Genomic DNA, 24,742 nt, shown 5'->3' with positions numbered 1-24,742 from the left:
AGATGTTCAGACGCATGTTGGCAGAAGGATTGGGAACGTTCTGGCTGGTGTTCGGCGGATGTGGCAGTGCCGTGCTGGCCGCGGCATTTCCGGAATTGGGGATTGGGTTCGCGGGCGTCGCGCTCGCGTTCGGGTTGAGCGTGCTGACGATGGCCTATGCCGTGGGACACATCTCGGGCGGCCATTTCAATCCGGCCGTCACGATCGGGCAGTATGCAGGCGGCTTGTTTCCCCGTAAGGACGTTGCGCCCTATGTGGTTGCGCAGGTGGTCGGGGGCATCGTGGCGGCGGCGGTGCTGTATCTCGTCGCCAGTGGTCTGACGGGATTCTCCGCGCAAGCCTCGGGCTTCGCATCGAATGGCTACGGCGAGCATTCGCCTGGCGGTTACTCGCTATTCGCCGCGCTCGTGATCGAGTTCGTTCTCACGGCGCTGTTCGTCGTCATCATCAACACCATCGTTTCCCGCCCTGCTTTGAGTGCGGTCGCGCCGATCGCCATTGGCCTCGCGTTGACGTTGATCCATCTGATCTCGATCCCGGTGACGAACACGTCGGTGAATCCGGCGCGCAGCACAGCCGTTGCGCTGTTCCAGGGCGGATGGGCCATCGAGCAGTTGTGGATGTTCTGGCTGGTGCCCATTGCCGGTGGCATCGCGGGTGGGCTGATCGCACGTGCGCTGCGCCCGGAGGCATCGGACGAGACCCATCCGACCGATACGCCATCGGCGCAAGTCGCCTGATGCAAAAAAGGCCTGTCGCGAATTTCATCACGACAGGCCCCGTGTTCCGGCGCTACCCACGTTCCACGCCGAGACGCTGACGGACGTCACACAGTCATCGTAGACGTCCCTGTCCTTTCCCTTGAACCATGAATCACTCGTACCGCTTGCCCTCGGCCAGCAGTTCGGGCGTGCCGATCACGGCGTTCAGACCGTCGAAGTCGAGCATCTGCTCGCGCCACGCCGCCGTCGTGCCCTGCGTGTGCAGATTGGCGTAATAGCCCTGCAACGTATGCGCCACGGCGCGCGCCGTGCCGCCGGGGAAGATGACGATGCGAAAGCCGATGTCCGCGAGCGCCTGCGAGCTTTGCACAGGCGTCTTGCCGCCTTCCACCATGTTCGCCAGCAACGGCACGCGATGGGCAAAGCGCTCGCAGGCGGCTGTCATCTGCTCGGTCGTGCGCAGCGCTTCGATGAAAAGCGCGTCGGCCCCGGCTTCGAGATACAGCTCTGCGCGGTCCAGCGCTGCGTCGAGTCCTTCGACGGCAATCGCATCGGTGCGCGCGAGAATCAGCGTCTGCGCGTCGTGCCGAGCATCGACGGCCGCCCGCACCTTGCCCGCCATTTCCTGCGCAGGCACCACACCCTTGCCATCGAGATGGCCGCAACGCTTCGGAAACGTCTGATCCTCCAACTGGATCATGGCCGCGCCCGCACGCTCGAAGCCGCGCACGGTGCGTTTAACGTTGAGCGCGTTACCGAAGCCAGTGTCCGCATCGACGATCACCGGCACCGACACGCGCTCGGCAATGCGTGCGACCGTGTCTTCGACTTCCGGGAACGTGGTCAGGCCGATGTCGGAGCGGCCAAGCCGCGTGTAGGCAATCGATGCGCCTGAGAGATACAAGGCGTCGAAGCCGGACTGTGCGGCGATGAGGGCCGACAAGGCGTCGTAGACGCCGGGCGCCAGCAGCACTCCTTGCGAGAGGCGCTGACGGAGCGACGGGAGCGACGGTTGGACAGACGACGAAGCCGTCATGAGGAAATCTCCTGAGTGTTCGTGGTGGCGGCGAGTGAATCAATCACCGTATTCGCCGCAATGTAGCCGCCCGCGACGGCCGAGAGCAGCCCGTTACCGGACAGGTAGCCCCACACCGCGTTGCCCGACACGCCGCGCGCTGCACCGCCTGCGGCGAGCAGATTCGGCATCGGCGATGCGTCGGGACGCAGTACGCGGCAGGCGGCGTCGATATCGAGTCCGCCCTGCGTGTGAAACAACGCGCCCGTGACCCGGATCGCGTAATAAGGTGCAACGAGCGAACGCGTGAACCGGCGACCATCGGCGGCGTTCACGCCGGGTGCGATGCCGTCCAACGTTTCGCGCAGTACGGCCACGTCGCAACCGATGACGTCGGCCAGCGTGTCGATGTCGACACAGGTCTTGAGCGCGCCAGCCGCTTCCGCTTCCTGAAAGTCGGGAAACGTGCGCGCCAGCGCGAGCGTCTGAGCATCGAACACATTCCAGGCGATGCCATCCGTCTGCGCGAGCACATGCACCGCCGCTTCCGAGTAGCCGTGCGTTTCGTCGTGAAAGCGCCGGCCTTCCCGGTTGATCTGCACCCCGCCGTCCATGATCACGGCCCACGAGATGAGCACGCCGTGCGGACTCGCCCACGAACCGTGCCCCTGATAGCCGCCAAGATCGGCCATTGCGGCCCCGAGCGCGCGGCCCCAGAGCAAGGCGCTGCCGTCGTTGCCTTCGTGTCCGCCGTACACGGCGTGCGCCATGTCGGGCAGCAGCTCGGTGCGCAACCCGGCATTGCCGCCGAAGCCGTTGCAGGCCAGCAGCAGCGTGTCGCAGCCGAGGTATTCCATCGCGCCATCCGGGCGCACGCAGCCGACCGCCTGCACCTTGCCGGACGCATCCACCCACAACTCGCGCACCAGTGTCTTCGTCATGACGTGAGCGTCGGTCGCCTGCACGGCACGCTCCAGCGCCGCCATCAAGGCCGCACCGGTGCGCTCCGGCAGGCTGTGCATGCGCCGCACGCTGTGTCCGGGGTACAGGAAGCCGTCGAGAATGTCGAACGTCAGCCCGTGGCGTGCGAGCGCATCCATCGCCGGGCCGGACGCTTCCGAATACGCCCGCACCAAATTCGCCGCTGCCGTGCCCTCCGTCTTCCCCATGATGTCGGCGGCGAACTGCGCCGCGCTATCGTCAATGCCGGCGGCGCGCTGCACCGCACTGCCCGCCGCCGGAATGAACCCCGACGACAGCGCGGTCGAACCGCTGGGAATGGCGTCGCGCTCGAGCAGGACGCAGTCGACGCCCGCGTCTTGCAGCACCAGCGCGGCGGTCAGGCCGCACGCGCCCGCCCCCACGATCACCACGCTGATTTGCGGCAGATCGTCCACCGGCGGCAGCCCCTGACGAACGACAGGTGTCATTGCCCCGCTCATGACGCGATGCGGCCCGCAAAGGCCTCACAGGTCACAATCTCGCCAACGGTACGAAGGTCCGCCAGCGCGGCGTCGTGTGCCGCCACGTTGGGTGCCGCACAGCCGTCGGAGAGCACCAGCACGCGGTAGTCGCGCATATGCGCATCACGCGCCGTACTCGCCACGCCGCCGTTGGTCACGATGCCGCACACCGCCACCGTCTCGATACCGGCACGTCGCAGCACCCAGTCCAGTTGCGTGTTGAAGAACGCGGAGTACGCCACCTTCCAGACCGACACGTCGACGTGCTTCGCCAGCGCCGCCACGGTGGCGTGACCCTCCGTTCCCGCGACGAAATCGCCACGGCGCAGGAACGGCCGCAACTGCTTCAGATGCGGCGAAATCATCGGCTCGCCATTCGCGTCGGGCCACAACGTGAACTGGCTTGCCGCGACGAAACCACCCGCGGCCTTGAGCGATTGCGCAATCGGCGCGACACGCGCGGGCAACGCCTGCGCTTCGGGGGTTGCGGCACCGCCCCGGTCGTACGCACCACCGGGGGTGATGAAGTCGTTCTGCAGATCGACGATGACAAGTGCCGTGCGCGCCGGGTCCAGCAAAGAGGTTTGACTCATGTCGTGGCTCCTGTCGCGTGCATCAAGCGTCGCGCGTGATGAGCAGGTTACCCAGCGCATCGACGCGTGCAGAGAATCCCGGTTCGAGCCAGATCGTGGTGTCGGATTGTTCGAGGATCGCGGGACCGGCGACGCTCGCGTCCACCGGCAGATCGAGACGCGCGTAACGCACCGCATCCCACCACTGTCCGGCGTGATACACGCGCTGGCTGCCGAGCGGCTCGGGCATGGCGTTCGCTTGCGGTGCGAGCACTGCCAGGTCGAACTTCGGACGCACACCGATGCGCGCGTAACGCAGGTTCATGATGCGCACCGGAATGCCGTCGAGCGCACGACCGAAGGCGTCGCGATAGGCGGTCTCGAAGGCTGACGCAATGCCGTCGCGGTCGAGTCGATCACGCGCCACCGGCACACGCACGGTGTGGCTCTGCCCCACATAGAGCATGTCGAGTTCGATGATTTCGCGCACCGATTCGAAACGCACGCCCGCCGAATCCAGACGCGCCTGACACGCCTGCGCCAACCCATCCACACGCTCGGCGAGATCGTCCGTGTCGAGCGCTGCGAGCGGCTGATTGAGTGTCTGCACGCTGTCGTGACGCATATCCGCGATCACGCAGCCGAGCGCCGACGTCACGCCCGGATAACGCGGCACAATGCCGGTGGTCGTGCCGACTTCGCGCATCATCGCGCAGACGTGCAGCGCACCACCGCCACCGAAGGGCATGTAAGCGAACTGACGCGGATCGTGCCCGCGCTCGATGGACACGAGACGGATCGCGCCCGCCATCTTGGCGTTGGCCACCGTCAGAATGGCTTCTGCTGCGGCGTAAGCGTCGAGTCCCAGCGGCTTGGCGACGTGCATGTCGATGGCCTGCAAAGCGAGGTTGCCGTCGAGCTTGGCGAGCAATCCACCGCCCAGCGGACGATCCGCCGCAATCCGGCCGAGCAGCACGTTGGCGTCGGTTACGGTCGGGCGCGTGTTGCCGCGTCCGTAGCACGCCGGTCCGGGCACGCTGCCGGCCGACTCCGGGCCGACTTGCAGCAGCCCGCCTGCGTCGACGGAGGCAATCGAGCCGCCGCCCGCGCCGATGGTCTCGATCTGGATCATCGGCGAGCGCACCACCATCCCGAATTCGATGGACGTCTGCGCCGCGAGCGACGCCTCACCGTTCGCGACCAGCGAGACGTCGAACGACGTACCGCCCATGTCACCCGTGACCACGTTGGCGAAGCCCGCCGAGCGTGCAATGGCCGCGCAGGCGATCACGCCTGCGGCCGGGCCGGAGAGCGCCGTGCGTACCGGTACGTCACAGGCCGTCTGGCGCGACATGATGCCGCCGTTGCTCTGCACGACGAGCAGTTCCCCGCCGAAGCCACGCGCCTTCAGATCGCTCTCCAGACGCGTCAGATAGCTGCCCACCACCGGTTGCAGCGACGCGTTCAGCGTGGCCGTCGAGCAACGCTCGAACTCGCGAATCTCAGGCAGCACTTCGGTGGCGGCCGTCACATTGCCGTTCGGCCAGAGCGCGCGCACCGCTGCGACCGCGCGTTGTTCGTTGACGGGGTTGGCGTAGGCGTTGACGAAGAAGACACACACGGCGTCGCAACCCGCTTCGAGCAAGGCGCGCGCCGCCGCTTCGACCTGTGCGATGTCGACGTCCGTGTGCACGGTGCCATCGGCGAGCACACGCTCGTCGACCTCAAGGCGCAGATTGCGCGGCACGATCGGCGTGAAATTGCCGCGCAGACCCCAGGTGGCGGGACGGTCGCGGCGGCGCATCTCCAGCACGTCGCGAAAACCCGTCGTGGTAATGATCCCGGTGCGCGCCACCTTGCGTTCGAGCAGCGCGTTCGTGCCGACGGTCGTCCCGTGCACGATGGTGGCGATGGCCGCGGCCCCACGACCTTGCGTATCGACGCGCTCGATGCCGTTCATGAAGCCGCGTGCTTCTTCGCCGCGCGTGGAGGGCACCTTGACGATGCGCGCCACACCGGCCGCTTCGTCGAGGACGAACAAGTCGGTGAAAGTGCCGCCAACGTCGACGCCGACAATCGTTGCTGCTTCGCTCATGCCTGTTGCTCCTTCTTGGTCGCGCCGCGCGCACCGCTCACGGTGTCTTGCGTCGTCACGTAGCCCATCTCACGGTCGTGCGCGCGAGCCGCTTCATCGCGCTGCGCCGGTGCCCCATACCCCCCGCCCCCTGGCGTCTCCAGCCGCACCCGTTCGCCCTTCGTCAACTTGATGCCAAGCATCTTCGAGGCCATCGGCGGGGTATGCCATTGCCCTTCGTTCTGGTAGCGGAAGACGTTCGGCACCGACGCCTCGCCGCCCGCGATCCCTTGCGGTGCGGAGCGCCCACGCTCGCCGAACACGAACGCTTCTGCGCTGTCTTCGAGCAACTCGATTTCGTAGATGGCCCCCAGTCCGCCGCGATGCGCACCGTCACCGGCCGAATCGGGGCGCAGCGCCCATTGCGTGAAGCGCACCGGATACGCAGCTTCGAGAATCTCCACGGGCGGAATCGTCGCCGTCGAGATCGGTGCGTTGCCGTGCGAGAGGCCGTCGCCATCGATATGCCCGCCGTGACCGCCGCCGAAGAAGCTGAACATCACCCAGCGCTGGCCGCGTCGCGCTTCATCGGTGCGATACCCGGCAATCGACAACGCGTTGATCGTGCCGTAGGCCTGCCCCATGGCGCGCTCGGGTGCGGCCTTGGCCATCGCGCAGAAGATCACGTCGATCATGCGCAGAATGGTTTCCGTGTAGCCACCGACCGGGCGCGGACGTTGCGCCGAAATCAGCAGCCCCTCGGGCAACTCGAAGCGCACCGCGTCGAGCACACCGGCGTTGGCGGGGACATCCGGGAACAAGTGCTTGAGCGCCACGTAGCAAGCCGCAATAGCCGTGGCGCGCGAGATATTGACCGGCCCCATGCATGCGGGGGACGTGCCGGTGAAGTCGAGCGTGAGCAGATCGCCTTCGACGCGCATGCGCAGCGCGATCGTGAGCGGCTCGTCGCGCACGCCGTCGTTATCCAGCGTGTCCTGATAGACGTACTCGCCATCGGGCAGCGCCGCCACGTGGGTGCGCATCAGCTTGACGGCGCGCTCGCGCAACTGACCCAGCGCGTCCTGCACCGTGCCGTCGCCGTACTCGTCGAGCAGATCCGACAGACGGCGTCCACCGAGTTCCAGTGCCGCCAACTGACCGTTCAGATCGCCCCACAGGCTGTCGGGCAGACGCGTGTTGGCCTTGAGGATGGCGAGCACGTCGAGATCGAGTTCGCCGCGTCGTACGATGCGCACCGGCGGGATCTGCACGGCCTCCTGCCAGCATTCGGTGGCGGCCGGGTTGTAATTGCCGGGCACTGCGCCGCCCACATCGTGCCAGTGCGCCGCCGAGGCAAGAAAGCAGTACAGCTTGCCGTTGCGGAACACCGGACGCACGAGCTTGAAGTCGTTGGCGTGCGTGCCGCCCTCATAGGGGTCGTTGAAGAGCCACACGTCGCCCTCGACCATGCCGCCGCGCTCGGACGCTGCGCGTGCCGCCGCCTGCACCGCGAACGCCATCGCGCCGACGAAGACGGGCAGGCCCGACTTGCCTTGCACGAGGGTCGCGCCGGTGGTGGCGTCGTAGATGCCGTGGCAAGCGTCGTGCGCCTCGGCAATGATCGGGTTGAAGGCGCTGCGGTAGAGCGTCGCGTCCATTTCGTCGGCGATCTGCTCCAGCCGGCCTTTCAGGACCGCCAGCGTGACGGGATCTAGCATGAAGAAACTCCGTGAGATGTCGATGGGGATGCCGAACTGCGCTGCTTGAGCAGATTGAGCAGACCGCCTGCATCGACCATGTCGAGGAGGAACCCCGGCACGGTCTCGCAGGTCAGCCGGCTGCCATCGGCCAATTCGACGTAACCGTCGCGCGGCGCGAGCGTGAGGGCTTCGCCCTCGGCAATGCGCTGTGCGTCGGCACAGGTCAGTAGCAGCAACCCCACGTTGAAGGCGTTGCGAAAATAAAGGCCGTTGAACGACGGCGCGATCACGGCGCGAACACCGAGGTGCACGAGCGCGGCAGCCGCCTGTTCGCGCGACGACCCGATGCCGAAATTGGGGCCTGCGACGAGGACGTCGCCCGGGCGCACACCTGCCGCGAACTCGGGACGCACGCGATGCAGGCAATGGCGGGCGATTTCGTCGATGCCGAACTTCATGTAGGCACCGGGCGCCAGCGCGTCGGTGTCGATGTCGGCACCGACCCGCCAAGCTCGGCCGGAAGAAGACGTTGGCGTTGTCATGTCAAAAGTGATGAAGTCGAGGGTTCGTCGATGCGTCGATGCGTCGGTCAGGCGCTCAGGCGAGCAATCCGCGCGGGTCGGCGATGCGGCCGGTCAGCGCGGCCGCCGCCACGGCGTAAGGTGAACCGAGATAGACCTGTGCCGTCTCCGCGCCCATACGCCCGCGGAAATTGCGTGCGGTGCTCGACAGCACGGTCGCCCCCTCGGGAATCGAGCCACCGTAGCCCGCACAGGCGCCGCAAGTGTTGGCGAGCACTTGCGCGCCAGCCTCGACCAGCACGTCCATCACCCCTTCACGCGCGGCCTGCGCTTGATCGCGCGCCGAAGCCGGAGCCACGACGAAGCGCATGCCGTCGGCAACGCGGCGCCCCTTGAGCACACGCGCCGCAGCACGCAGGTCTTCGAGCTTCGCACCGGTGCACGCGCCGAGATAGGCGACGTCGACCGTCACATCGGCAAACGCGTCGATGGCGCGCGTGTTGGCCGGGCTGTGCGGGGCGGCGACCTGCGGGGCGAGCGTGCTCGCATCGAAGGTATGCACTTCGGCGTGCGCACCGGTGTCGCTCTGCCAGCGGTCCACGTCGATGGGATCGGTCACGCCTACCGCACGCAGATAGTCGACGGTCGTGGCGTCCGGCGCGATCAGACCGACTTGCGAGCCGAGTTCGGCGCTCATGTTCGAGAGCGTCATGCGTTCCTGCATCGACAGTGCACGCACGGCTTCGCCGCAGAACTCGATGGCCTGATAGCGTCCGCCGTTCATGCCGAAGCGCCCGATCATGTGCAGCATCATGTCCTTGGCGGTCACACCGTCGGCGAGCTTGCCGTCCCAGCGCATCTGAATCGTGTCGGGCACCTTCACCCAGATTTCGCCGGACACCGCCACGCCGAGCATTTCCGTGCTGCCGATGCCGAACATGTACGCGCCGAACGCGCCGCCCGTGGGCGAGTGCGAATCGCCGCCGACGCAGAACATGCCCGGGCGCAGATGACCGTGTTCGGGCACTACCACGTGACAGATGCCCACGGAGTCGTAGACGTTCGGCAGTTGTTGCGCGCTCGCCCAGTCGCGGGCGATGCGCACGATGCGGCGCGACTCGTCGTCGGTTTCCGGCACGTAGTGATCGATCACGAGCACCACTTTGGACTTGTCCCACAGTTGCGCGCCGAGCGATTCGAGCATCGGCTGCAAGCGGCGGGGACCGCTGGAATCGTGAAACATGGCGAGGTCGACGCCGCACGTGACGATCTCGCCCACAGCGACTTCGTCACGGCCACACGCCGCTGCCAGCAGCTTTTGCGTCAGAGTTTGAGGCACAGTCATTCCCTTACATTCCGAGGTAGGCGCGGCGCAGATCGCTGCTGGCGAGCAATTCTGCGCAGGTGCCGCGATGGCGGATCGCACCGTTTTCGAGGACATAGCCGCGCTGACCGGTCTCCAGCGACTGCCCGACGTTCTGCTCCACCAGCAGGATCGACAGGCCTTCGCGTTGCAGACGCGAGATCAGCGAAAACAGCTCTTCCACCATAAGCGGCGAGAGTCCGAGCGACGGCTCGTCGAGGATCAGCAGACGGGGTTCGGCCATCAATCCGCGCCCGATGGCGAGCATCTGCTGCTCGCCGCCGGACATCGTGCCCGCCGCCTGATCGATGCGCTCGCGAAGGCGCGGAAACAGATCGAGCATGCGCTCCAGCCCCTGCTCCCGCGACGCGCGACCCCGGGCGAACGCGCCCAGCGCCAGGTTCTCGCGCACGCTGAGGTTCGGGAAGATGCGACGCCCTTCCGGCACCTGAATCAGGCCGGCTTTGACGACGTCCCGGTAATGGCGTCCGGTGAGATCGTGACCGTCGAAGCGAATGCGTCCGGACCAAACAGGATTGATGCCGGAGAGCGTGTTGTTCAGCGTGGACTTGCCCGCACCGTTGCTGCCGAGCATCACCACGATCTCGCCTTCGCCGACCGTCATATCGACGCCACGCAGCACTTCCACCCGACCGTAGCCGGTGTGCAGGCCTTCCACTTCGAGCAGATGGCTCATTGCGCACCTCCCATCGCTACCGCCGCGCCCGACTGTGCAGCGAGCCGCGCGGCAGTGCCGTGCCCCAGATAGGCTTCGATCACCGCCGGGTCGGACGTCACTTCGCGCGGCGTGCCTGCCGCGATCAACTTGCCCTGCGCCAGTACCCACACGTGTTCGGCAAGACTCATGACGGCGCGCATTACGTGCTCGATCATCAGCACCGTCACGCCGCTGTCCGCGATCTCGCGCACGACCGGAATGACTTCGTCGATCTCGCTCGGATTCAGGCCAGCGAGCACTTCGTCGAGCAACAGAAGACGGGGTTTGGTCGCAAGCGCGCGAGCCAGTTCAAGACGCTTACGTCCGCACACGGTGAGGTCGGCGGCCGGCTTGTCGAGCTGGGCTTGCAGATTGGTGCGCAGCGCGACTTCCTCGGCTTCACGCAACGCGGCACGACGGTCGCGCTGGTGCAGATGCGCGCCGACGGCAATGTTCTCGCGCACGGTCTGCGCGCCAAACGGCTGCACGATCTGGAACGTGCGCGTCAGCCCCTGACGCGCTGTGTCGTAAGGCGCTTGCCCCGTGATGTCGCGCCCCTGAAATTCGACGCGACCGGCCGTTGGCGTGAGAAAGCCGGAGAGCAGACCGAAGAGCGTGGTCTTGCCTGCGCCGTTCGGGCCGACAAGCGCCGTGAGCGTACCGGCTTTGACGTCGAGACTGACGTCCTGCACGGCCTTGAGACCGCCAAACGTGATGGACAGGCCATCGGCCCTCAACAAGATGTCAGACACGGGCCTTCTCCTCGCGCGACGTCGTCGGCTGCGCGCTATGCGCCGCGCCCGTCTTCCCGTCCATACCCAGCAAGCGACGCACCGACGCACCTGCCCCCGTGATGCCGCGCGGCAGGAACATGACAATCAGAATCAGCACTGCGCCGTAAATCACCATCGACAGGCCGGGCAGTTCACCAAACAAGTTGCGGGTGAACTCGCCGAGCGTGTACAACACGGCGGCACCGAACACCGGGCCCCACAGCGTGCCCATACCGCCCACGATGACGCCGACGAGCGCCTCGACCGAAATCGTCGAACCGAAGGCAATGCCGGCGTCGATGTACTGGAACATCTGCACGTAGCACATGCCTGCGGCGCTCATGAACGCGCCCGAGAGCGCAATGGCACCGAGCTTCACACGCAACGGGTTCACGCCGACGGCGCGCGCCGCGTTCTCGTTGTCGCGCACCGCTTGCAACCACGCGCCAAAGCGCGAATGACGCAGCCAGGCAGTGACCAGCAGTGCCGCCATCACGAACACGAGCAGCAGCGCTGCATAGCCGCGCGGCGAGGCGAACTGAAGATTGCCCAGACTTTGGCGCAACGGCACCATCAGCCCGACGCCCGCGCCGGTGAACGGCAGCGACACCGCCAGAATGCGGAATACCTCGGCGAACGCCAGCGTGACGAGCGCGAAATACGAACCCTTCAGGCCGTAGCGGAACGTCACGACACCGAGCAACACGGCGACCACGGTGCCCGCGAAAATCGCGAACGGCATGGCGAGCCACGGGTTCCAGCCCCATTGCAATTGGGCAATGGCCTGCGCGTAGGCGCCGACGCCGAAGAACAGCGCGTGGCCGAACGACAACTGCCCGCCGAACCCGCCGAGAATGTTCCACGACTGCGAAAGCAGCACGGTGTAGAACGTCATCATCAGGAACGACAGCCACACGCCGGACTGGAGCGTGAGCAGCAACGCCGTCATTACGACACCGAACAGCACAATCATCCGAAGATCTTTCATTGTTTTTCTCCCGCCGTCTTCGATCAGGCGCGCGCGCCGAAGAGCCCCTGCGGGCGCAGCAGCACGACGACGATGAAGATGGCGAAGATGCCCATCTGGCCGAGCGAATCGCCCAGCCACAGACCACCCAGCGACTCGACCACACCGATGAGCAGACCGCCCGCCAGCGCGCCGACGAAACTCCCCATGCCCCCGAGCACGACGATCGTGAACGCCACCAACACGAAGCCGCCACCGACCTGCGGATTGACGTAGTACGTCGGCAACAGGAAGCACGCGGCAGCGCCTACGCACGCCATGCCGATGCCGAACGAGAGCGCATATACGCGTTCCACATCGATGCCCATGAGCTTCGCGCCGTGCTTCTCCTTCGCGACCGCGCGAATCGCGCGCCCCAGATCCGTCGAGCGCATGATCCAGAACAGCACGGCGGCAGCAGCCAGTGCCCCGCCGAACGCGATCAGCTTGGGCAGCGCGAGCATGACGGGGCCGATGTCGACTGTCGCCAGCGTGTACGGCGTATCGATCGTGTGCGTGTCCGACTTGAACACCACCAACGCGAGGTTCTCCAGCACGATGGCCAGCCCCAGCGTGACGAGCAGGATGTTCTCGTCCTTGCCGTGGCTCGCACGCTCGATCACCACGCGTTGCAGTGCGTAGCCGAGCGCGAACATGCCCAGCGTGACGAACGGCAGCGCGACATACGGGTCGATGCCGAGCTTCTCGCGAAGCAGCCAGACGGCATAGAGCGCCACCATCAACGCCGCGCCATGCGCGAAGTTGATGATGTGCAACACGCCGTAGACCAACGTCAGACCGAGCGCGATGAGCGCGTAGACCGCGCCCGTCGTCAGCCCGTTGAGCACAGCTGAGAGCAGAATGACCGGATCTAGCATTGCATCAGGCCTTGAGCGGGAAGACCGGTGCGACCTGGCGATAGGTGTCCGGCAGAATCACCTTGATGTCGCCACCCGAGACTTGCGTGAGCAGCGGCTGCGCGCCCGTGTTCTGACCGTTCACGAACTTGGTCGGACCGTACGGCATGATGTGATCCTTGAACGTGCTCGACGCGAGCGCCGCCGTGATGGCTGCGCGGTCGACCGATTTGGCGCGCTCGATGGCGTCGGCCAGCAGCATCATCGCCGTGTACGTCATGAACACTTCGTAGCTGAAGTAAGCGCCCTTCGCTTCCACGCGCTTCTTGAGCGACGCCACGCGCGGGTCCTTCGGGTTGAACCAGTGATTGCAATCGATGATGCCGTCGGCGATATCCGGGAATTCCTTCAGGAATTTGTAGCTCGACGCCGCGCCGCCCAGCACCGAGTAGATCGCCTTCGGGCGCACCTTCTGCTGTTTCATCGCGCGCAGCAGCAGCGCGTATTCGTTGTAGTAGTTCGCCGGAATCACGATATCCGGATTGACCGAGCGCATGCGCAGCACGATGTTGTTGAAGTCGCGCGTCGGGTTCGCGTGCTTGATCACTTCCTTGATTTCGAAGCCGCGCGACGGCAATTCCTTTTGCAGCAGCGCTGCTGTGCCGGTGCCGAAAAGCGACTCCTCATGCACGATCATCACGGTCTTCGCGGGCTTGCCTGCGGCGTTGTTCAGTGCGGCGAGGTCGTCGACCGCGCGCAGCGAGCACATGCGATAGCCGGGGCCGAAGCGGAACGTGTTGGTCAGGCCGCGCTCGACGATCTGGTCGGCCACACCGACGTCCACCACGTGCGGCAGACCATACTTCGCGGCGGTTTGCGTCGTTGCCAGACAGATGGCCGAGGCGTACGCACCGAGAATCGCCGAGACACCGGCTTCGTTCATCTTTTCGACTTCGGCCGAGCCGGCTTCGGGGCGCGATTGTGCGTCGCCGAGCATGGCTTCGATGGGCGCACCACCCAGCGATTTGATGCCGCCTGCGGCGTTGATGTCGTCGATGGCGAGCAAGGCACCCAGACGGCATTGCTGTCCCGAATAGGCCAGCGCACCGGTGACGGGGTGAAGCACGCCGATCTTGACCGGCTTGCCGGCAGCACGCGCGAGCCACGGGGTGCTGGTGGAGGCAGCGGCGAGCGCGGCCATGGCGGTGGACTGACGCAGGAACGTGCGACGCGAACTCATGAAAGATTCTCCGGACGTGTTCAGTGGAATTGGGCGGACAGTTCTTCGCTGACCCAAACCTTGGCGTCGATGTCGCCGACGCGCGAGAGTTGAAGCTGGTACTGGTAGCGATCTGGGCGATACAGGCCTTGCAGCAGTTGCACCGGGCGGTCGGCAACGTCGCGTACGAGACGCGTGACCGCGAGCAGCGCGGAGCCGACGGCAATGTCGAGATGGCGCGCCACGACGGCATCGGCCAGACGCGCGGAAATGGTTTGCGTCGCACCGCCCAGCTCGACGCCGGCTTCTTCGAGCAGCATCAGCAACGGTTTGCGTTCGAGTTCCTCGCGACGGATTTGCGCGATGTCCTGCGGCACGTGCGTGGTGATGTACGACAGCGGCCCGGCTTGGGTGCTACGCACGCGAATGCTCTTGTAGACGGGGGCACCGGGGGCGAGCGCCAGCGCATCGGCGACTGCATCGCTCGCGCCGACGACCGACGATTCGAGCACAGCGACACTCGTGCGCAGGCCCATGTTGACGATGTTTTCGAGCAGGCCCGTGAGGTGCGCTTTCTCCCGGGAAATGCCTGGCGTCTTGCCACCGCCGGTGCGTTGACCTGCATGCAGCGGCCATGTGCCGAGCCCCGGGCGACGCACGACGAGGCCGTCGGCCACGAGCATCTCCATCGCTTTGCGGATCGTGATGCGTGCCACGCTGAACTGATCGGCCAGCAGATGCTCGCCGGGCACGCCGTCCTGATCGAAGCGTCCCTCCTGCAATTGCTCGCGCAGCACGAGGTAGATCTGGTGGTATTTCGGAAGCGGAAGTGGGGTATCCATGCGGCGATTCTGGAAGTGTCATAATGTCCGGTCAATAGAACAAAGGCACAGACAAAATGTCCTATCGGGAAAACACCTAAGCGATTCAGGATATTTCTTCGATGGCCTGCAAACGCAGGTACGGCAAGGGTTTCAAGGTTGCGGCGCAGCATTTTCGGATGCTGCGCCGCTTCGTTTTTGAGCGTCGTCCCGCCGCCCAACCGGTGTGTCAGGAAGCGGTCATCTTCGCGTCATCCGATGACGGCGGGCGACGACGGCCTCGTTCTCGTCATCCCGATCGTTTAGAAGCGGTGGCGCAGACCGATGTAGTAGCTCATTTGGTTATCGAAGCCGTTGAGCTTCACGCCGTTGCCGCCGGTCCAGTTGGTGGTCGTGGTGCCGAAAAGACCGCCCCAGCCACCGTCGACGCGCTCGTAGGCGGTGGCGAAGTAGACATCGGTTCGCTTCGAGAGGAAGTAGTCGATCACGCCGTACAGCGTCTGGCGCTTGCCGCTGAAATTGACGGCGGTGGTGTTGTTGTACATATAGGCGGCGATGAATTGCCACGACGGACTGAGCAGATAGGTCGCACCGAGCGTGAAGAACTGATCGCGTCGTGCGGCGGAGAATACCGAGCCGATAGCGGCAACGGTCGTGGGCGTGGCGGCCGTACTCATGTTGGTGATCGACGCGTAGTCGACACCGCCGTTGGTCACGTCGAAGCCGGGATCGCGTTGGCTTTGCAGGTAGTCCGCATGAAACTTCCACTGGCCGTAGCTGACTTTGCCGCCGAGCGACCACGTCTTCGCGGTGCGGCTTTGCGAGTCGTGCGTCTGCTGCAACTGGCCGGTGAAGACGTTGCCGTTCTGCTCCCACGACACGCCGCCCGATGCGGACGAGCGCGCCGAGCCCTGCCCCGCGATGCCGCCGAATGCGTATTGCAGGTTCACGCCGAACGGGCCGAACTTCTTCGTCCAGGTGAGTGCGTTGTTGTAGCGCTGACCGGTCAGGAAGACGAGCCACGAGTTCGTGGGCGGTGCGCCGATGAAGATCGGATCGACCATTGAGATGGCGACGACGGCCCCGGTGTATTGACGCCCGAACGCGAGTTCACCCCATCCGCCTTGCAGCGCGACGAATGCCTGACGTCCGAAGAGTTGTCCTTGTTGATCGAAGGTGCCGGCTTGCGAGTTGAAGCCGTTTTCGAGCACGAAGCGGGCTTTCATCCCGCTGCCGAGGTCTTCGATGCCTTGCAGACCGAAGCGGCTGGCGGAGAGGAAGCCCTCGCCTGCCTGATTGACGGAGTAGATGCGACCGCCGGTGGGGCTGGCGTGATTCTGCGAAACAATGGCCGATTCGATCAGGCCGTAGAGCGTGACGCTCGACTGGGCGTGCGCGGATGGGGCGACGCTTGCGAGGAGTAGAGCGGCACTGGCGATAGTGGCGGCACTGGCGAGAGGCAGCGGTTTTGACGTTTTGCGCGAGGAGTGCGTCATGAGGTTGGGCGTCTTTCTAGTTGTTGAGGAAAACAGCACCCCACGACGCCGGGCGTCGACCGTTGCGGCGAATCCGGTGCTGCCTTGGACTCGCTCGCGTCACGTATCGAATCGCGAGGGCGCACGACGCCGCGGCGCGCTCATGAGTAGCGCGTCGTCCGGCATGGGGCGAATGGGGTGAGCGCGGCGGCGTCGGATGCGACTTGTCACAAAGGATGAAAGTGACAAGCGCAGTGAACGCACGGACGCGCTGAGAAGCGGCGAGTTACTCGCGCAGCACGCGATGCGTCGCTCGCATACGGGCGGACGTCAGCATAGGCAGGAAGGGACGAGTCATCATGGCGACGACTCTAGGAGGGCCAATTTGTAGCGTCAATGGAACAAATGCCAATCCCGGTTGTTCTATCGGGAAATTCCTGAGACGTTGGCGGTGGGGTGTTTTGCTCGATGGAAATGCGTAGATTCGCCATCGATTTTGTGGGATATGGATCAACTTTCGATGGGCGTGATCCGACTCCGATGCGCCGCCCCACCCTCTCGTTCTCGCCTGCGTCCTGACGTCTCTCAATCCCAGCAATGCCCGAACGGTTTCGGCCGCTAGGTCGACCTACATCGACAACGTCTCGCGTCGACGATACGTTCTGCGCGGCATTGCATACTGACTTCCCCCGTATAGGTTTGCAGGCATCGCAAGTCCCGTCTCCTGAGGTCGACGAGGGTGTCGTTGCGTCGATTCGTAAGTGGCTTGAGGACAATGGAGTGAAACCATGAACAACATCATGATTATTGGAGGGCATAAGGCAGTCATCGCCTATGACCCGGAGATCGACATGTTCAGAGGGGAGTTTGTCGGTCTCAATGGCGGCGCAGATTTCTACGCGGGCGATGTGTCTGGCTTACGCAAGGAAGGTGAGCTGTCGCTGAAGGTCTTTCTGGATGAGTGCGAGCGACGCGGCATTGAGCCCCAGAAGCAATTCTCGGGGAAGTTTGTCGTCCGCTTGGCACCGAAGGCCCACGAGGCGGCAGCAATCGCTGCGGCGGCGCACGGACAAAGCCTCAATCAATGGGTGGCAGAAACGCTGGAGCATGCCGCTTTCGCATAGGGAGGCCGATCACTTGTCGCCCAGACAAGGACGCCGACTGTGCCATCCGGCCGAAACGATTTTGCTATACTCTTGCCCTCGCGTCGTACCTGCAAGAACGACGCAATTGCGTCGCGCTGGATAACGTCCAGTCTCTCCCTGTAGTTCAGTTAATAGAATGACAAGATAAATAACTGATTCTCAAGGAAATTCGAATTTGCTGTAGCAAATTTGTAGCAGTTGCAATGCGCGGCTGGTTGTGTATACGGCTGTGGAAATGGCTTTGTTTTTGGGGCTGAATCTTCCATATTGGGGCGCTCGAAATCCAGAATTTATGAGCATTTTGTCCCGCCTTCCCTAGCTCCCAATCTCAGACGTTTCCTTATTGGTTTGACCGTTGGAGCAAACCAAAAGCGCGCGGCATACGCACTAGCTCTCCGAGCACTCAAATCGTTGGTGCAGCAATACAGATATGCCGAACAAGGTCGGGCTGCGCATTGTTCGCCTCGCGGGGAGCAAGTGGCGGTGGACTTTCCCGAGCACCCAATGCGTCACGGGTGGCATCCCTTTCCGGCCACAAGCGGTCATTCGACAAACGAGGATCCGTGGCTGAAAATCATTGCATCTAGTGCCGAAACTTGCAGCGTCCGCTGACAGCAGAGACGCGGCGTTTGGAGCTAGCTCAAACCTCTGCAAGCCTCTATGGATGCCATCAGAAACTTCGAGATTCGCCTATTGGAGCTAAACCCTCGGGAGGATAGCTTCGTTCTGGAGGTGGACAAGCTGGTTGAGTCCGTCCCGCTTTCATGTCAAGCAAGCCTAATCCCTTCCATCTTTCGGTTTTTCGAAAAGTACCCGTTGGAAGATTGCGGCGCGCCTGGGACGCTGGTCCACCTCACGGAGCATTTCTACCCTGGCTACAAGGGTGTTCTTCTGGAGTCCCTGGCCAGGGCTCCGTCGTTCAATGCCTTGCTGATGGTCAACCGAGTATTGAACTCAAGTTTGTCGGCTCAAGAACGCGAAGAGTATTTTTCAGCGCTACGAGCCGTCGCTGAGCGCGTTGACATTCATCTGAGCCTCGCCAACGAAGCGAGTCACTTCATTTCCTATCAAAGCCAAAGAGTGGCAGATAACTAGGCAAGCGCCAGCGTCCGCAACCGGCCATGACGAGACATTCGCTCTTACGAGCCGCGAACCGTTTGAACGTCGCAAACTAGGCGGACAGCGGATGGTAGCTGGCCGCCACCTGCGCTAACCCGACGCCCCACAATTGTCTGCGAAAAGTGGCGCATACCAGTATCGACTAGCCATGTGATTTGCTGGACCTGTCTGCGCATTGAGCTACCCATGCGTTCGGCTGCAACTTGCAGAACGATCGCTCGGAAAATCATCAACCACGCCGAAACATCACACGCAGTCGGCCGAACCGTCGTTTATCATACGGCTGACACTCATCCGTAAAGCAATCGGAGCAGACTTTGATTATTCCACCGCGTACACTTTTCGTTGGGCAAGCAGAGGGTTGGCCGGTTCAAAACCTTGCTGAGCGAGAGATCGTAGATCCTGAAGGAGTTGGCGTCGACCTCCAGCTCGACGCCGTTCACGAAATTTATGGCCGGGGGGCTTTGCGCTGTGATACGAGAAAAACTGCTGATTCGACGCCGCTTGAGCCAGATGTCGATGGCAACTTTTTACTCATCCCAGACCGGTGGTATTTGGTGAAGACTGTAGAAACAATGAAGTTGCCGTTGAATTTGGCGGGGACCGTATTCCCTCGCAGCACGTTGTTCCGTAGTGGCGTAGCCCTTCACAGCAGCGTGGTACCACCAGGTTATGAAGGCCCTCTCATATTTGGCCTCAACGTGGTTGCCAGAGACGGATTTTTAATTCAACGCTACGCCCGGTTTTGCCATTTGGTCTTAACTTCGGTCGACGAAGGTGCAACAAATTATAGAGGACAATGGCAGCATGGGCGTATAGTCCAACCCCGTTTTGAGCCCCAAAAATAAATGAGCGTTTTACATATTAAGACCAGAACTACGGGTAGCGAAGAGATTTTTAATGGTGCGGCTCTATCCGACAAAAGCGCATTGTTTATTGAGGATGGGCTCACGCCAGACCATTTCTCAGTTGAATTAAGCGTTGGCGAAGCTTGGAGCGACCGATACGGACCTTCATACAGTCAAATGAACGCCATCCCTTCTGATGGCGTTCATTTGGCGCGACATGGTTCGATTGTCGTTCAAGTTGCTGAGCGAATTAAAGTTCCTCACAACATGTACGGCCTGATTGTTCCTACAGGTAGTTTGTTTCTTGACCGCGGGGTGTTGATTGCGCCAGCCAAAGTCGAGCCTTCGTATGCCGGGCATCTGAAGCTTAGGCTCTTCAATACGACCAACTATAAACACGATCTAAAGAAGGGGGATAAAATTGCATCGATCATATTCTTCTCAACTGAAACGACATATTTTCATCCTGAAATAACAAAGAAGGGTATCGTCGTTTCGAAGAAAGTTCCAATGGGGAAACGATTGGGACGATGGGCATCACAAAGCGTAAATCAGATTATTGGCTGGGTCGTTTCCTTGGTTGGTGGTTCGATGTCTGCCGCCCTGGTTACATACTTTGTATTAAAAAACCACCATTGAATTTAATAAACAATGCTTGTTGTTTCTAAAAATTTATCTGGCCTCGTCAAATCTTTCGACGTCTGCAGACCCGAACTTGTAGAAGAGTTTTCTATTAAAATTGAGCTGAGTGGGACTGTGCGTCGTATGCGGGACACTCCCACTAACGACGATCCAATCCGCTATGAATCGAATTACGATCCAGATAAATATTTCGAAGAGGAACACAAACTTACTGGTGATCTTCTTTTGAGACCCGGCCAGAATGTCTTGGCCTGCTCGCGTGACAAATACCGCATGCCGCCCGGCTATTTTGGTTTGGTTCAGACCAAGGGGAGCCTTGCGAGATTGTTTGTAACCGCAACCTCAAATGATGGGCAGGTCGAGCCAGGGTACGACGGAGCAATAACGCTCGAATTGTCGAATCAAGCGACATTCTCGGTTGCCATTAGCCCTGGTCATAACATAGCTCAGTTATTTGTCTTTCGATGCACTAGCGACGCGGCGCATCCATACAATGGCAGATATCAGGGAGCATCTGCGCCAACCCTCGCGCTTTTTAAATGAGCTTGGATATTGAGATTGGATGCTACGGCCCCCTTTCTGCCTTCACATCGAAACTGATCCGGACGAGGTCGAACTATGTCGTATCTGTGGGGCCGCTTCAGTCGATGGCACGATGAACAAGACCAACTGGTCGCTAGCAGAAACTCTAGTCCCGTCGTCCGTTCTGCCTCGATAACCGCCGTTGAGCCTATGCTAGGTTGACGGACCGCTCCGGGTCGTAAGCAGCCTTTCAGGTGTGGCTGTAGTCGGCCAGAAGCAGGCGCTGAGACCGCGATTGATGATCGAACGCTTAGCCTTCAAGGATAACCTTTTGACCGAATTAGAAAGTTTTCGAAAACTTACGATTGACTGGTATCAGCGATGCGCTACTGTCGCTGTCGGGCACTACAAGACTGCAGAGTTGCTTAGTCGCAGAAATAGGTTGCTCTCTGGATGGTCTGCAGGCCTGTCTGCTTTGGTCGGAACTGCTGTATTCGGCACCATTCAGGCACAACCAGACCTTTGGCTAAAAGTGTTGACTGGTTTGATGAGTGTGGCTGCTGCAGTGTTGGCCGCCTTAGGTGCAGGCTCTCAGTATCAAGATCGCGCGGAACGGCATCGAGTCGCGGGCGCTAAATACAATTCGGTGGGGAGGTGTATCGAGCAACTCCTGGCAAGTCCAGAACCAAACATCGCAACGCTAGATCAAATTCGTGATCGTCTCGACAATCTTGCAGCCGAGATGCCCCATATTCCAAAGAGCGTGCATAAGGAAATTTCCAAATTTGAGGATATTGGCAAATGGGGGAACGGTACGTGACGCTGACCTGATTGTCGTCGACGATATCATGAGAGAGGCTGTCGACATTTCCGTCGACCACGGTATTTCAGGTTTGTATGTTGCTGGTGTAGTGGCCAACCCATCCCGGACACAGCGTTAAGTTTTCCTTCTGCTACCGCAGGAGCGACCCCGTCGTTAAATTGATGCGGACGTAGCCAGTTGTATTGTTCAGGGAATGACTGATCTCCCGATGCGCTTGGGGTGCAGTCATATATCCCGTGTTCGGCACCCACTCCGTCTTCAAGCTTCGGAATAAGCGCCCCATCGGCGAGTTATCCCAACAATTTCCGCGCCGTCTCATGCTCTGCTCGATCCGGTACCGCCATAGTCGCTGGCGGAACTTGCGACTACCGTACTGACCACCCAGATCCGAGTGAAATTGCAGCCGTTGTGGACGACCGCGCTGCTCATGGGCCATATCGAGTGCCTGCACCACCAGGTTGACGTCCGGTCGTGTTGAGAATGCCCAGCCTACGACGTGGCGCGTGAATAGATCGAGGACTGCGGCCAAGTAATACCAACGGCCTTGCGCCCAGACGTACGTGATGTCACCGCACCAGACTCGATTAGGTCCATCCACCACAAACTGCCGATTCAAACGATTCGGAATATCTACGCGCTCGATGGTGGCTCGCTTGTAGGTATGACTGCCCGGTTGTTTGCAGATCAGCCCAAGCTCCGCCATCAATCGACTGACCTTGAAACGTCCGATGGCAATGCCTCGCTCGCGCATCATTCCCACGATGCTGTGGCTGCCCGCTGAGCTGCGGCTTTCGACGAACAATTCATGCACACGACTGCGTTGCGCCATACGTATCGGATCGACACGCTGGCGCCGCTGACGATAGGCGTACAAGCAAGATCGGGGAAGCTCAAACAGCGCGCAGAGTAAGGCTATGGGCTCATCTTTGGCGAGTTGCTCAACCAGCGCGTACGTTCGATCCCTTCCGACATTAAGAGCGCGGTGGCTTTTTTTAAAATGGCCTTCTCTCGCTCAAGGCGGTCGATGCGCGCCTCAAACCCCTGGATACGCTGTTGCTCTGGCGTGAGGGCTTTGCTCTGAGGGGTAACATCCCGGCGTTCAAGCTGGAGCTGATCAACCCATCGACGCAAAACGGACTCGGCAACGCCAACGGAGCGGCATGCGTCCATGTGGCTGTAACTCTGATCAAGGACAAGTGCCTCAGCATTGCGTTTGAACTCAGGGGAAAACGAACGACGTTGTTTGGTCATCAGACACCTCTTCATGGCGAGCATTCTCACCTATATGAGTGTCCGGAGGGATTAGACCACTACACACCAGCCTTATCCGGTCAGCGCTTCGGGGGAAGGACTTTGTCGATCACGATCGGCGGGATGGCGGACTCTTGTATCCTCGCCTCGAACTCACGTAGTGCAGCGAAGTTCGGGAAATTCTCGACGGCCTGAGTTATAAGCCGTCGACAAGCCGGTTCATCATCAGTCGCGCGACGCAGCTCGGCTACGAAAAGCGTTAAGGCAGCACCGAATAGCGGGCCAAAGTTGTGTGAGTTCTTGTGGTGCCGCTGCTTCATATATTCCGCGAGTAAGCTCTCGCTTTCTTCGACTGACCAGTTCGGGTGTGCCTCGGCAAACATATGGGCCAGCAAAGACTCGATTGATGGTGAAAAGTAATCCCCCGAATAGGTACGAAGAAATTTACTTAGATATTCATGTGATTCTGGGGAGCAACTGCTACCAAAAATATAGTACAAAGCCAGCATCGGCAGACGTTCACGCGGCTTCTTTGTTCTCGGCACAAGCCGCTCAATCTTTTTTAAGACGTGCCGCATGTCGGCAGCAAGAGGAGATCCCGTCAGCCAAGCGTGTGCCAGCAGAGAAAGATATCCATTAAGGTAGAGACGTACATTTTCTACCGTATAAAATTGTTCGTTCGTGATCCACATGGCCGGAGACAATTGTACGGTTAGTCTTCCGGGTACTTCTGGCCAGAAATCATAGGTCTCCCTTTCAACGTTTTCGGATCGACTTACGAATTCACAAATGACGCTTCGGGCGACGCGCGCGAGCCCCTGAATTGTTAGCGTCGGCTTTCCATCAATGATTAACACGTCGTTATAAGTCGGCATACCCTTCAGGTTTGACGGAAGTGGCGCCAGGGTGTGAACGTGCTTCGATCTTAAGTCGTAGGCAATCTTTAGCGCAGCATCTAAATCTTCTTTTCCAACTGCGTCTTGTTGGTCAGTTGCCTCGCCACGGTAGAAGCTTGACGGCAGGTGCCCGTGAACGAACTCTCGGAAACGCCTGGCAGCAGCTACGTGCTCTATGGCGAGTACTGCGCCGCGCACCTTGTCGGAAGTTTCCTGGGGAGCGCTCGTTAGCGCGCGATCAATCAGGGTTCTTTTTTCTTGTGCGTAGTCGTTCCAGGTAGGCTCGAACTGGTCAAACTCCTGCGCCAATGATTCGATCGATGCGACCAAAAGCGTATATGACAGCTCTAGATCGTCCCCAAGGCGATGTACAGCTGCGACGTAGCGCTGTATTGCCCGCATAGCTCCAGAGTACCTTGCTCTGCTGGCTCCGATTAATTTCTCGATGAAAGTCTGGGTCCAAACAATTTGTGCTTCGGCTATGGCTATCTCGGTATCGAAAGTATGTCGAAGGTACTGCTTGGGTAGCGCGACCATCCCGAGAGGCGGACGCTGCGCAAACAGCAGCCGTTGAGCAACGTATTGATCTGGGGTAACGATAGCTTTGAAACAAAAAGACAGTAGCGCCGCGAAGTCTTGAATTAGGGAATCGCCACTAGTGGCGACAAGTTCTCCTGAATGCGGGCCGCCGGGAAGTTTGGGTAGTCGTTCAATGACTTCACAAGTTACGGCACGCAGGTCTCCGGATGGCTTGACGGGAAGGATCGTTCCCACTTGAGTTGTGATCGTTCGATCAGGGAACAATCCGCAGTTCGTGTAGAGAGACGCGCGGTGAGGCGTTTCCCATCGCTCTTCGGTTGTGAAGAATTTCCCGCTGCTGATTTGAAGCATTACAGTTGCTCATAAAGGCAGACTGTTTAAGGGCGTAACACATGGTCCATTTTGCACGCAGGCTGCTGTGTGCGATCCTTGTTACGCGCGTAGGTTTTGCGTCTGCGATTTTAATGACAAGCCAGCACTTTATCTTCCTTAGCGCAGGACGCGCGTCGGGCCAGCCCTGACCGCACGTCCGTTGTACCCTAGAAGCCGCCGCATAAGTCATGCTCGGTCGGCTACAGTCGCAAATGAGCGATGGCAAGCGGCCAGATTCAAACGTTCGACAAGTATGCCTAGATCGTCGACAATTACCCGCGCCCC

Annotated in this window: 22 protein-coding genes and 2 pseudogenes; 8 read left to right on the top strand and 16 right to left on the bottom strand. The window is 61.2% G+C overall.

Features of this window, described 5'->3' with window-relative positions; genetic code table 11:
• The first annotated feature begins 2 nt into the window (after positions 1 to 2).
• On the top strand, positions 3 to 740 hold the full coding sequence (gene aqpZ, locus PAQ31011_RS24075) for an aquaporin Z (protein ID WP_150578189.1): 738 nt from the start codon (positions 3 to 5) through the stop codon (positions 738 to 740).
• Positions 741 to 873: 133 nt separating this feature from the next.
• Here the strand turns inward: aqpZ and PAQ31011_RS24070 are convergent, their stop codons facing one another.
• The 14 genes from PAQ31011_RS24070 to PAQ31011_RS24005 all read right to left on the bottom strand — a co-directional run bounded on the left by PAQ31011_RS24070 (position 874) and on the right by PAQ31011_RS24005 (position 16,320).
• Positions 874 to 1,758: an isocitrate lyase/PEP mutase family protein gene (locus PAQ31011_RS24070; protein WP_150578188.1), complete on the bottom strand. Its 885-nt coding sequence runs from the start codon at positions 1,756 to 1,758 to the stop codon at positions 874 to 876.
• Positions 1,755 to 3,167, bottom strand: a complete 1,413-nt coding sequence (locus tag PAQ31011_RS24065) for an FAD-dependent oxidoreductase (RefSeq protein ID WP_246179764.1) — start codon at positions 3,165 to 3,167, stop codon at positions 1,755 to 1,757. Before PAQ31011_RS24065 ends, PAQ31011_RS24070 begins: the two co-directional genes overlap by 4 nt.
• Positions 3,168 to 3,175: 8 nt before the next feature.
• On the bottom strand, positions 3,176 to 3,793 hold the full coding sequence (locus PAQ31011_RS24060; protein ID WP_150578186.1) for a cysteine hydrolase family protein: 618 nt from the start codon (positions 3,791 to 3,793) through the stop codon (positions 3,176 to 3,178).
• A gap of 22 nt (positions 3,794 to 3,815) precedes the next feature.
• Positions 3,816 to 5,867: a hydantoinase/oxoprolinase family protein gene (locus PAQ31011_RS24055; RefSeq protein WP_150578185.1), complete on the bottom strand. Its 2,052-nt coding sequence runs from the start codon at positions 5,865 to 5,867 to the stop codon at positions 3,816 to 3,818.
• Positions 5,864 to 7,564 (bottom strand): hydantoinase B/oxoprolinase family protein, encoded by a 1,701-nt coding sequence (locus PAQ31011_RS24050; protein WP_150578184.1) that lies wholly within the window; start codon positions 7,562 to 7,564, stop codon positions 5,864 to 5,866. Before PAQ31011_RS24050 ends, PAQ31011_RS24055 begins: the two co-directional genes overlap by 4 nt.
• The gene (locus PAQ31011_RS24045; protein ID WP_150578183.1) at positions 7,558 to 8,088 is read right to left on the bottom strand and encodes a LeuD/DmdB family oxidoreductase small subunit; all 531 of its coding nucleotides are present in this window, start codon (positions 8,086 to 8,088) and stop codon (positions 7,558 to 7,560) included. Before PAQ31011_RS24045 ends, PAQ31011_RS24050 begins: the two co-directional genes overlap by 7 nt.
• A 55-nt stretch (positions 8,089 to 8,143) precedes the next feature.
• Positions 8,144 to 9,412 (bottom strand): 3-isopropylmalate dehydratase large subunit, encoded by a 1,269-nt coding sequence (locus tag PAQ31011_RS24040; protein ID WP_174990251.1) that lies wholly within the window; start codon positions 9,410 to 9,412, stop codon positions 8,144 to 8,146.
• Positions 9,413 to 9,416: 4 nt separating this feature from the next.
• Positions 9,417 to 10,127 carry an ABC transporter ATP-binding protein gene (locus PAQ31011_RS24035; RefSeq protein ID WP_150578182.1) on the bottom strand — a complete coding sequence of 237 codons (711 nt, stop codon included), beginning with the start codon at positions 10,125 to 10,127 and terminating at the stop codon, positions 9,417 to 9,419.
• On the bottom strand, positions 10,124 to 10,900 hold the full coding sequence (locus tag PAQ31011_RS24030; protein WP_150578181.1) for an ABC transporter ATP-binding protein: 777 nt from the start codon (positions 10,898 to 10,900) through the stop codon (positions 10,124 to 10,126). Before PAQ31011_RS24030 ends, PAQ31011_RS24035 begins: the two co-directional genes overlap by 4 nt.
• Positions 10,893 to 11,909: a branched-chain amino acid ABC transporter permease gene (locus PAQ31011_RS24025; protein WP_150578180.1), complete on the bottom strand. Its 1,017-nt coding sequence runs from the start codon at positions 11,907 to 11,909 to the stop codon at positions 10,893 to 10,895. The genes PAQ31011_RS24030 and PAQ31011_RS24025 overlap by 8 nt, the downstream gene beginning before the upstream one ends.
• A gap of 23 nt (positions 11,910 to 11,932) precedes the next feature.
• A complete protein-coding gene (locus PAQ31011_RS24020) occupies positions 11,933 to 12,805 on the bottom strand; it encodes a branched-chain amino acid ABC transporter permease (RefSeq protein ID WP_150578179.1) in 873 nt (290 codons plus the stop codon).
• 4 nt (positions 12,806 to 12,809) lie between these two features.
• A complete protein-coding gene (locus PAQ31011_RS24015) occupies positions 12,810 to 14,024 on the bottom strand; it encodes an ABC transporter substrate-binding protein (RefSeq protein WP_150578178.1) in 1,215 nt (404 codons plus the stop codon).
• Between the two features lie 20 nt (positions 14,025 to 14,044).
• Positions 14,045 to 14,845 (bottom strand): GntR family transcriptional regulator, encoded by an 801-nt coding sequence (locus PAQ31011_RS24010; protein ID WP_150578177.1) that lies wholly within the window; start codon positions 14,843 to 14,845, stop codon positions 14,045 to 14,047.
• Between the two features lie 281 nt (positions 14,846 to 15,126).
• On the bottom strand, positions 15,127 to 16,320 hold the full coding sequence (locus PAQ31011_RS24005; protein ID WP_150578176.1) for a porin: 1,194 nt from the start codon (positions 16,318 to 16,320) through the stop codon (positions 15,127 to 15,129).
• Positions 16,321 to 17,087: 767 nt separating this feature from the next.
• On the opposite strand from PAQ31011_RS24005, the gene PAQ31011_RS24000 reads away from it, so the two are divergent.
• The 7 genes and pseudogenes from PAQ31011_RS24000 to PAQ31011_RS27045 form a co-directional block, all read left to right on the top strand.
• Positions 17,088 to 17,423 carry a type II toxin-antitoxin system HicB family antitoxin gene (locus PAQ31011_RS24000; RefSeq protein ID WP_150578175.1) on the top strand — a complete coding sequence of 112 codons (336 nt, stop codon included), beginning with the start codon at positions 17,088 to 17,090 and terminating at the stop codon, positions 17,421 to 17,423.
• 681 nt (positions 17,424 to 18,104) lie between these two features.
• Positions 18,105 to 18,539, top strand: coding sequence for a hypothetical protein (locus PAQ31011_RS23995; RefSeq protein WP_150578174.1), 435 nt, complete (start codon positions 18,105 to 18,107; stop codon positions 18,537 to 18,539).
• Between the two features lie 341 nt (positions 18,540 to 18,880).
• Positions 18,881 to 19,411: a dCTP deaminase domain-containing protein gene (locus tag PAQ31011_RS23990; protein ID WP_150578173.1), complete on the top strand. Its 531-nt coding sequence runs from the start codon at positions 18,881 to 18,883 to the stop codon at positions 19,409 to 19,411.
• Entirely contained in the window at positions 19,412 to 20,050 is a 639-nt protein-coding gene (locus PAQ31011_RS23985; RefSeq protein ID WP_150578172.1) for a dCTP deaminase domain-containing protein, read from the top strand.
• A 12-nt stretch (positions 20,051 to 20,062) separates the two neighbouring features.
• Entirely contained in the window at positions 20,063 to 20,596 is a 534-nt protein-coding gene (locus tag PAQ31011_RS23980) for a dCTP deaminase (RefSeq protein ID WP_150578171.1), read from the top strand.
• Positions 20,597 to 20,873: 277 nt separating this feature from the next.
• Positions 20,874 to 21,395: an SLATT domain-containing protein gene (locus PAQ31011_RS23975; protein ID WP_150578170.1), complete on the top strand. Its 522-nt coding sequence runs from the start codon at positions 20,874 to 20,876 to the stop codon at positions 21,393 to 21,395.
• A pseudogene (locus PAQ31011_RS27045) lies at positions 21,370 to 21,504 on the top strand (IS3-like element IS407 family transposase); the annotation flags it as partial. The gene PAQ31011_RS23975 and the pseudogene PAQ31011_RS27045, both read left to right, overlap by 26 nt.
• Here the strand turns inward: PAQ31011_RS27045 and PAQ31011_RS23965 are convergent.
• Together PAQ31011_RS23965 and PAQ31011_RS23960 are read right to left on the bottom strand one after the other, a co-directional pair.
• Positions 21,497 to 22,649, bottom strand: a pseudogene (locus tag PAQ31011_RS23965) (IS3 family transposase); the annotation flags it as partial. The pseudogenes PAQ31011_RS27045 and PAQ31011_RS23965 overlap by 8 nt on opposite strands.
• 80 nt (positions 22,650 to 22,729) lie before the next feature.
• On the bottom strand, positions 22,730 to 24,436 hold the full coding sequence (locus PAQ31011_RS23960; protein WP_150578169.1) for a hypothetical protein: 1,707 nt from the start codon (positions 24,434 to 24,436) through the stop codon (positions 22,730 to 22,732).
• Positions 24,437 to 24,742 lie beyond the last annotated feature (306 nt).

The organism is Pandoraea aquatica (assembly GCF_902459565.1).
Taxonomy (GTDB): Bacteria; Pseudomonadota; Gammaproteobacteria; order Burkholderiales; family Burkholderiaceae; genus Pandoraea; species Pandoraea aquatica.
Note: the sequence above shows the minus strand (reverse complement) of the source record. Positions and strands in the feature narration are given on the sequence as shown.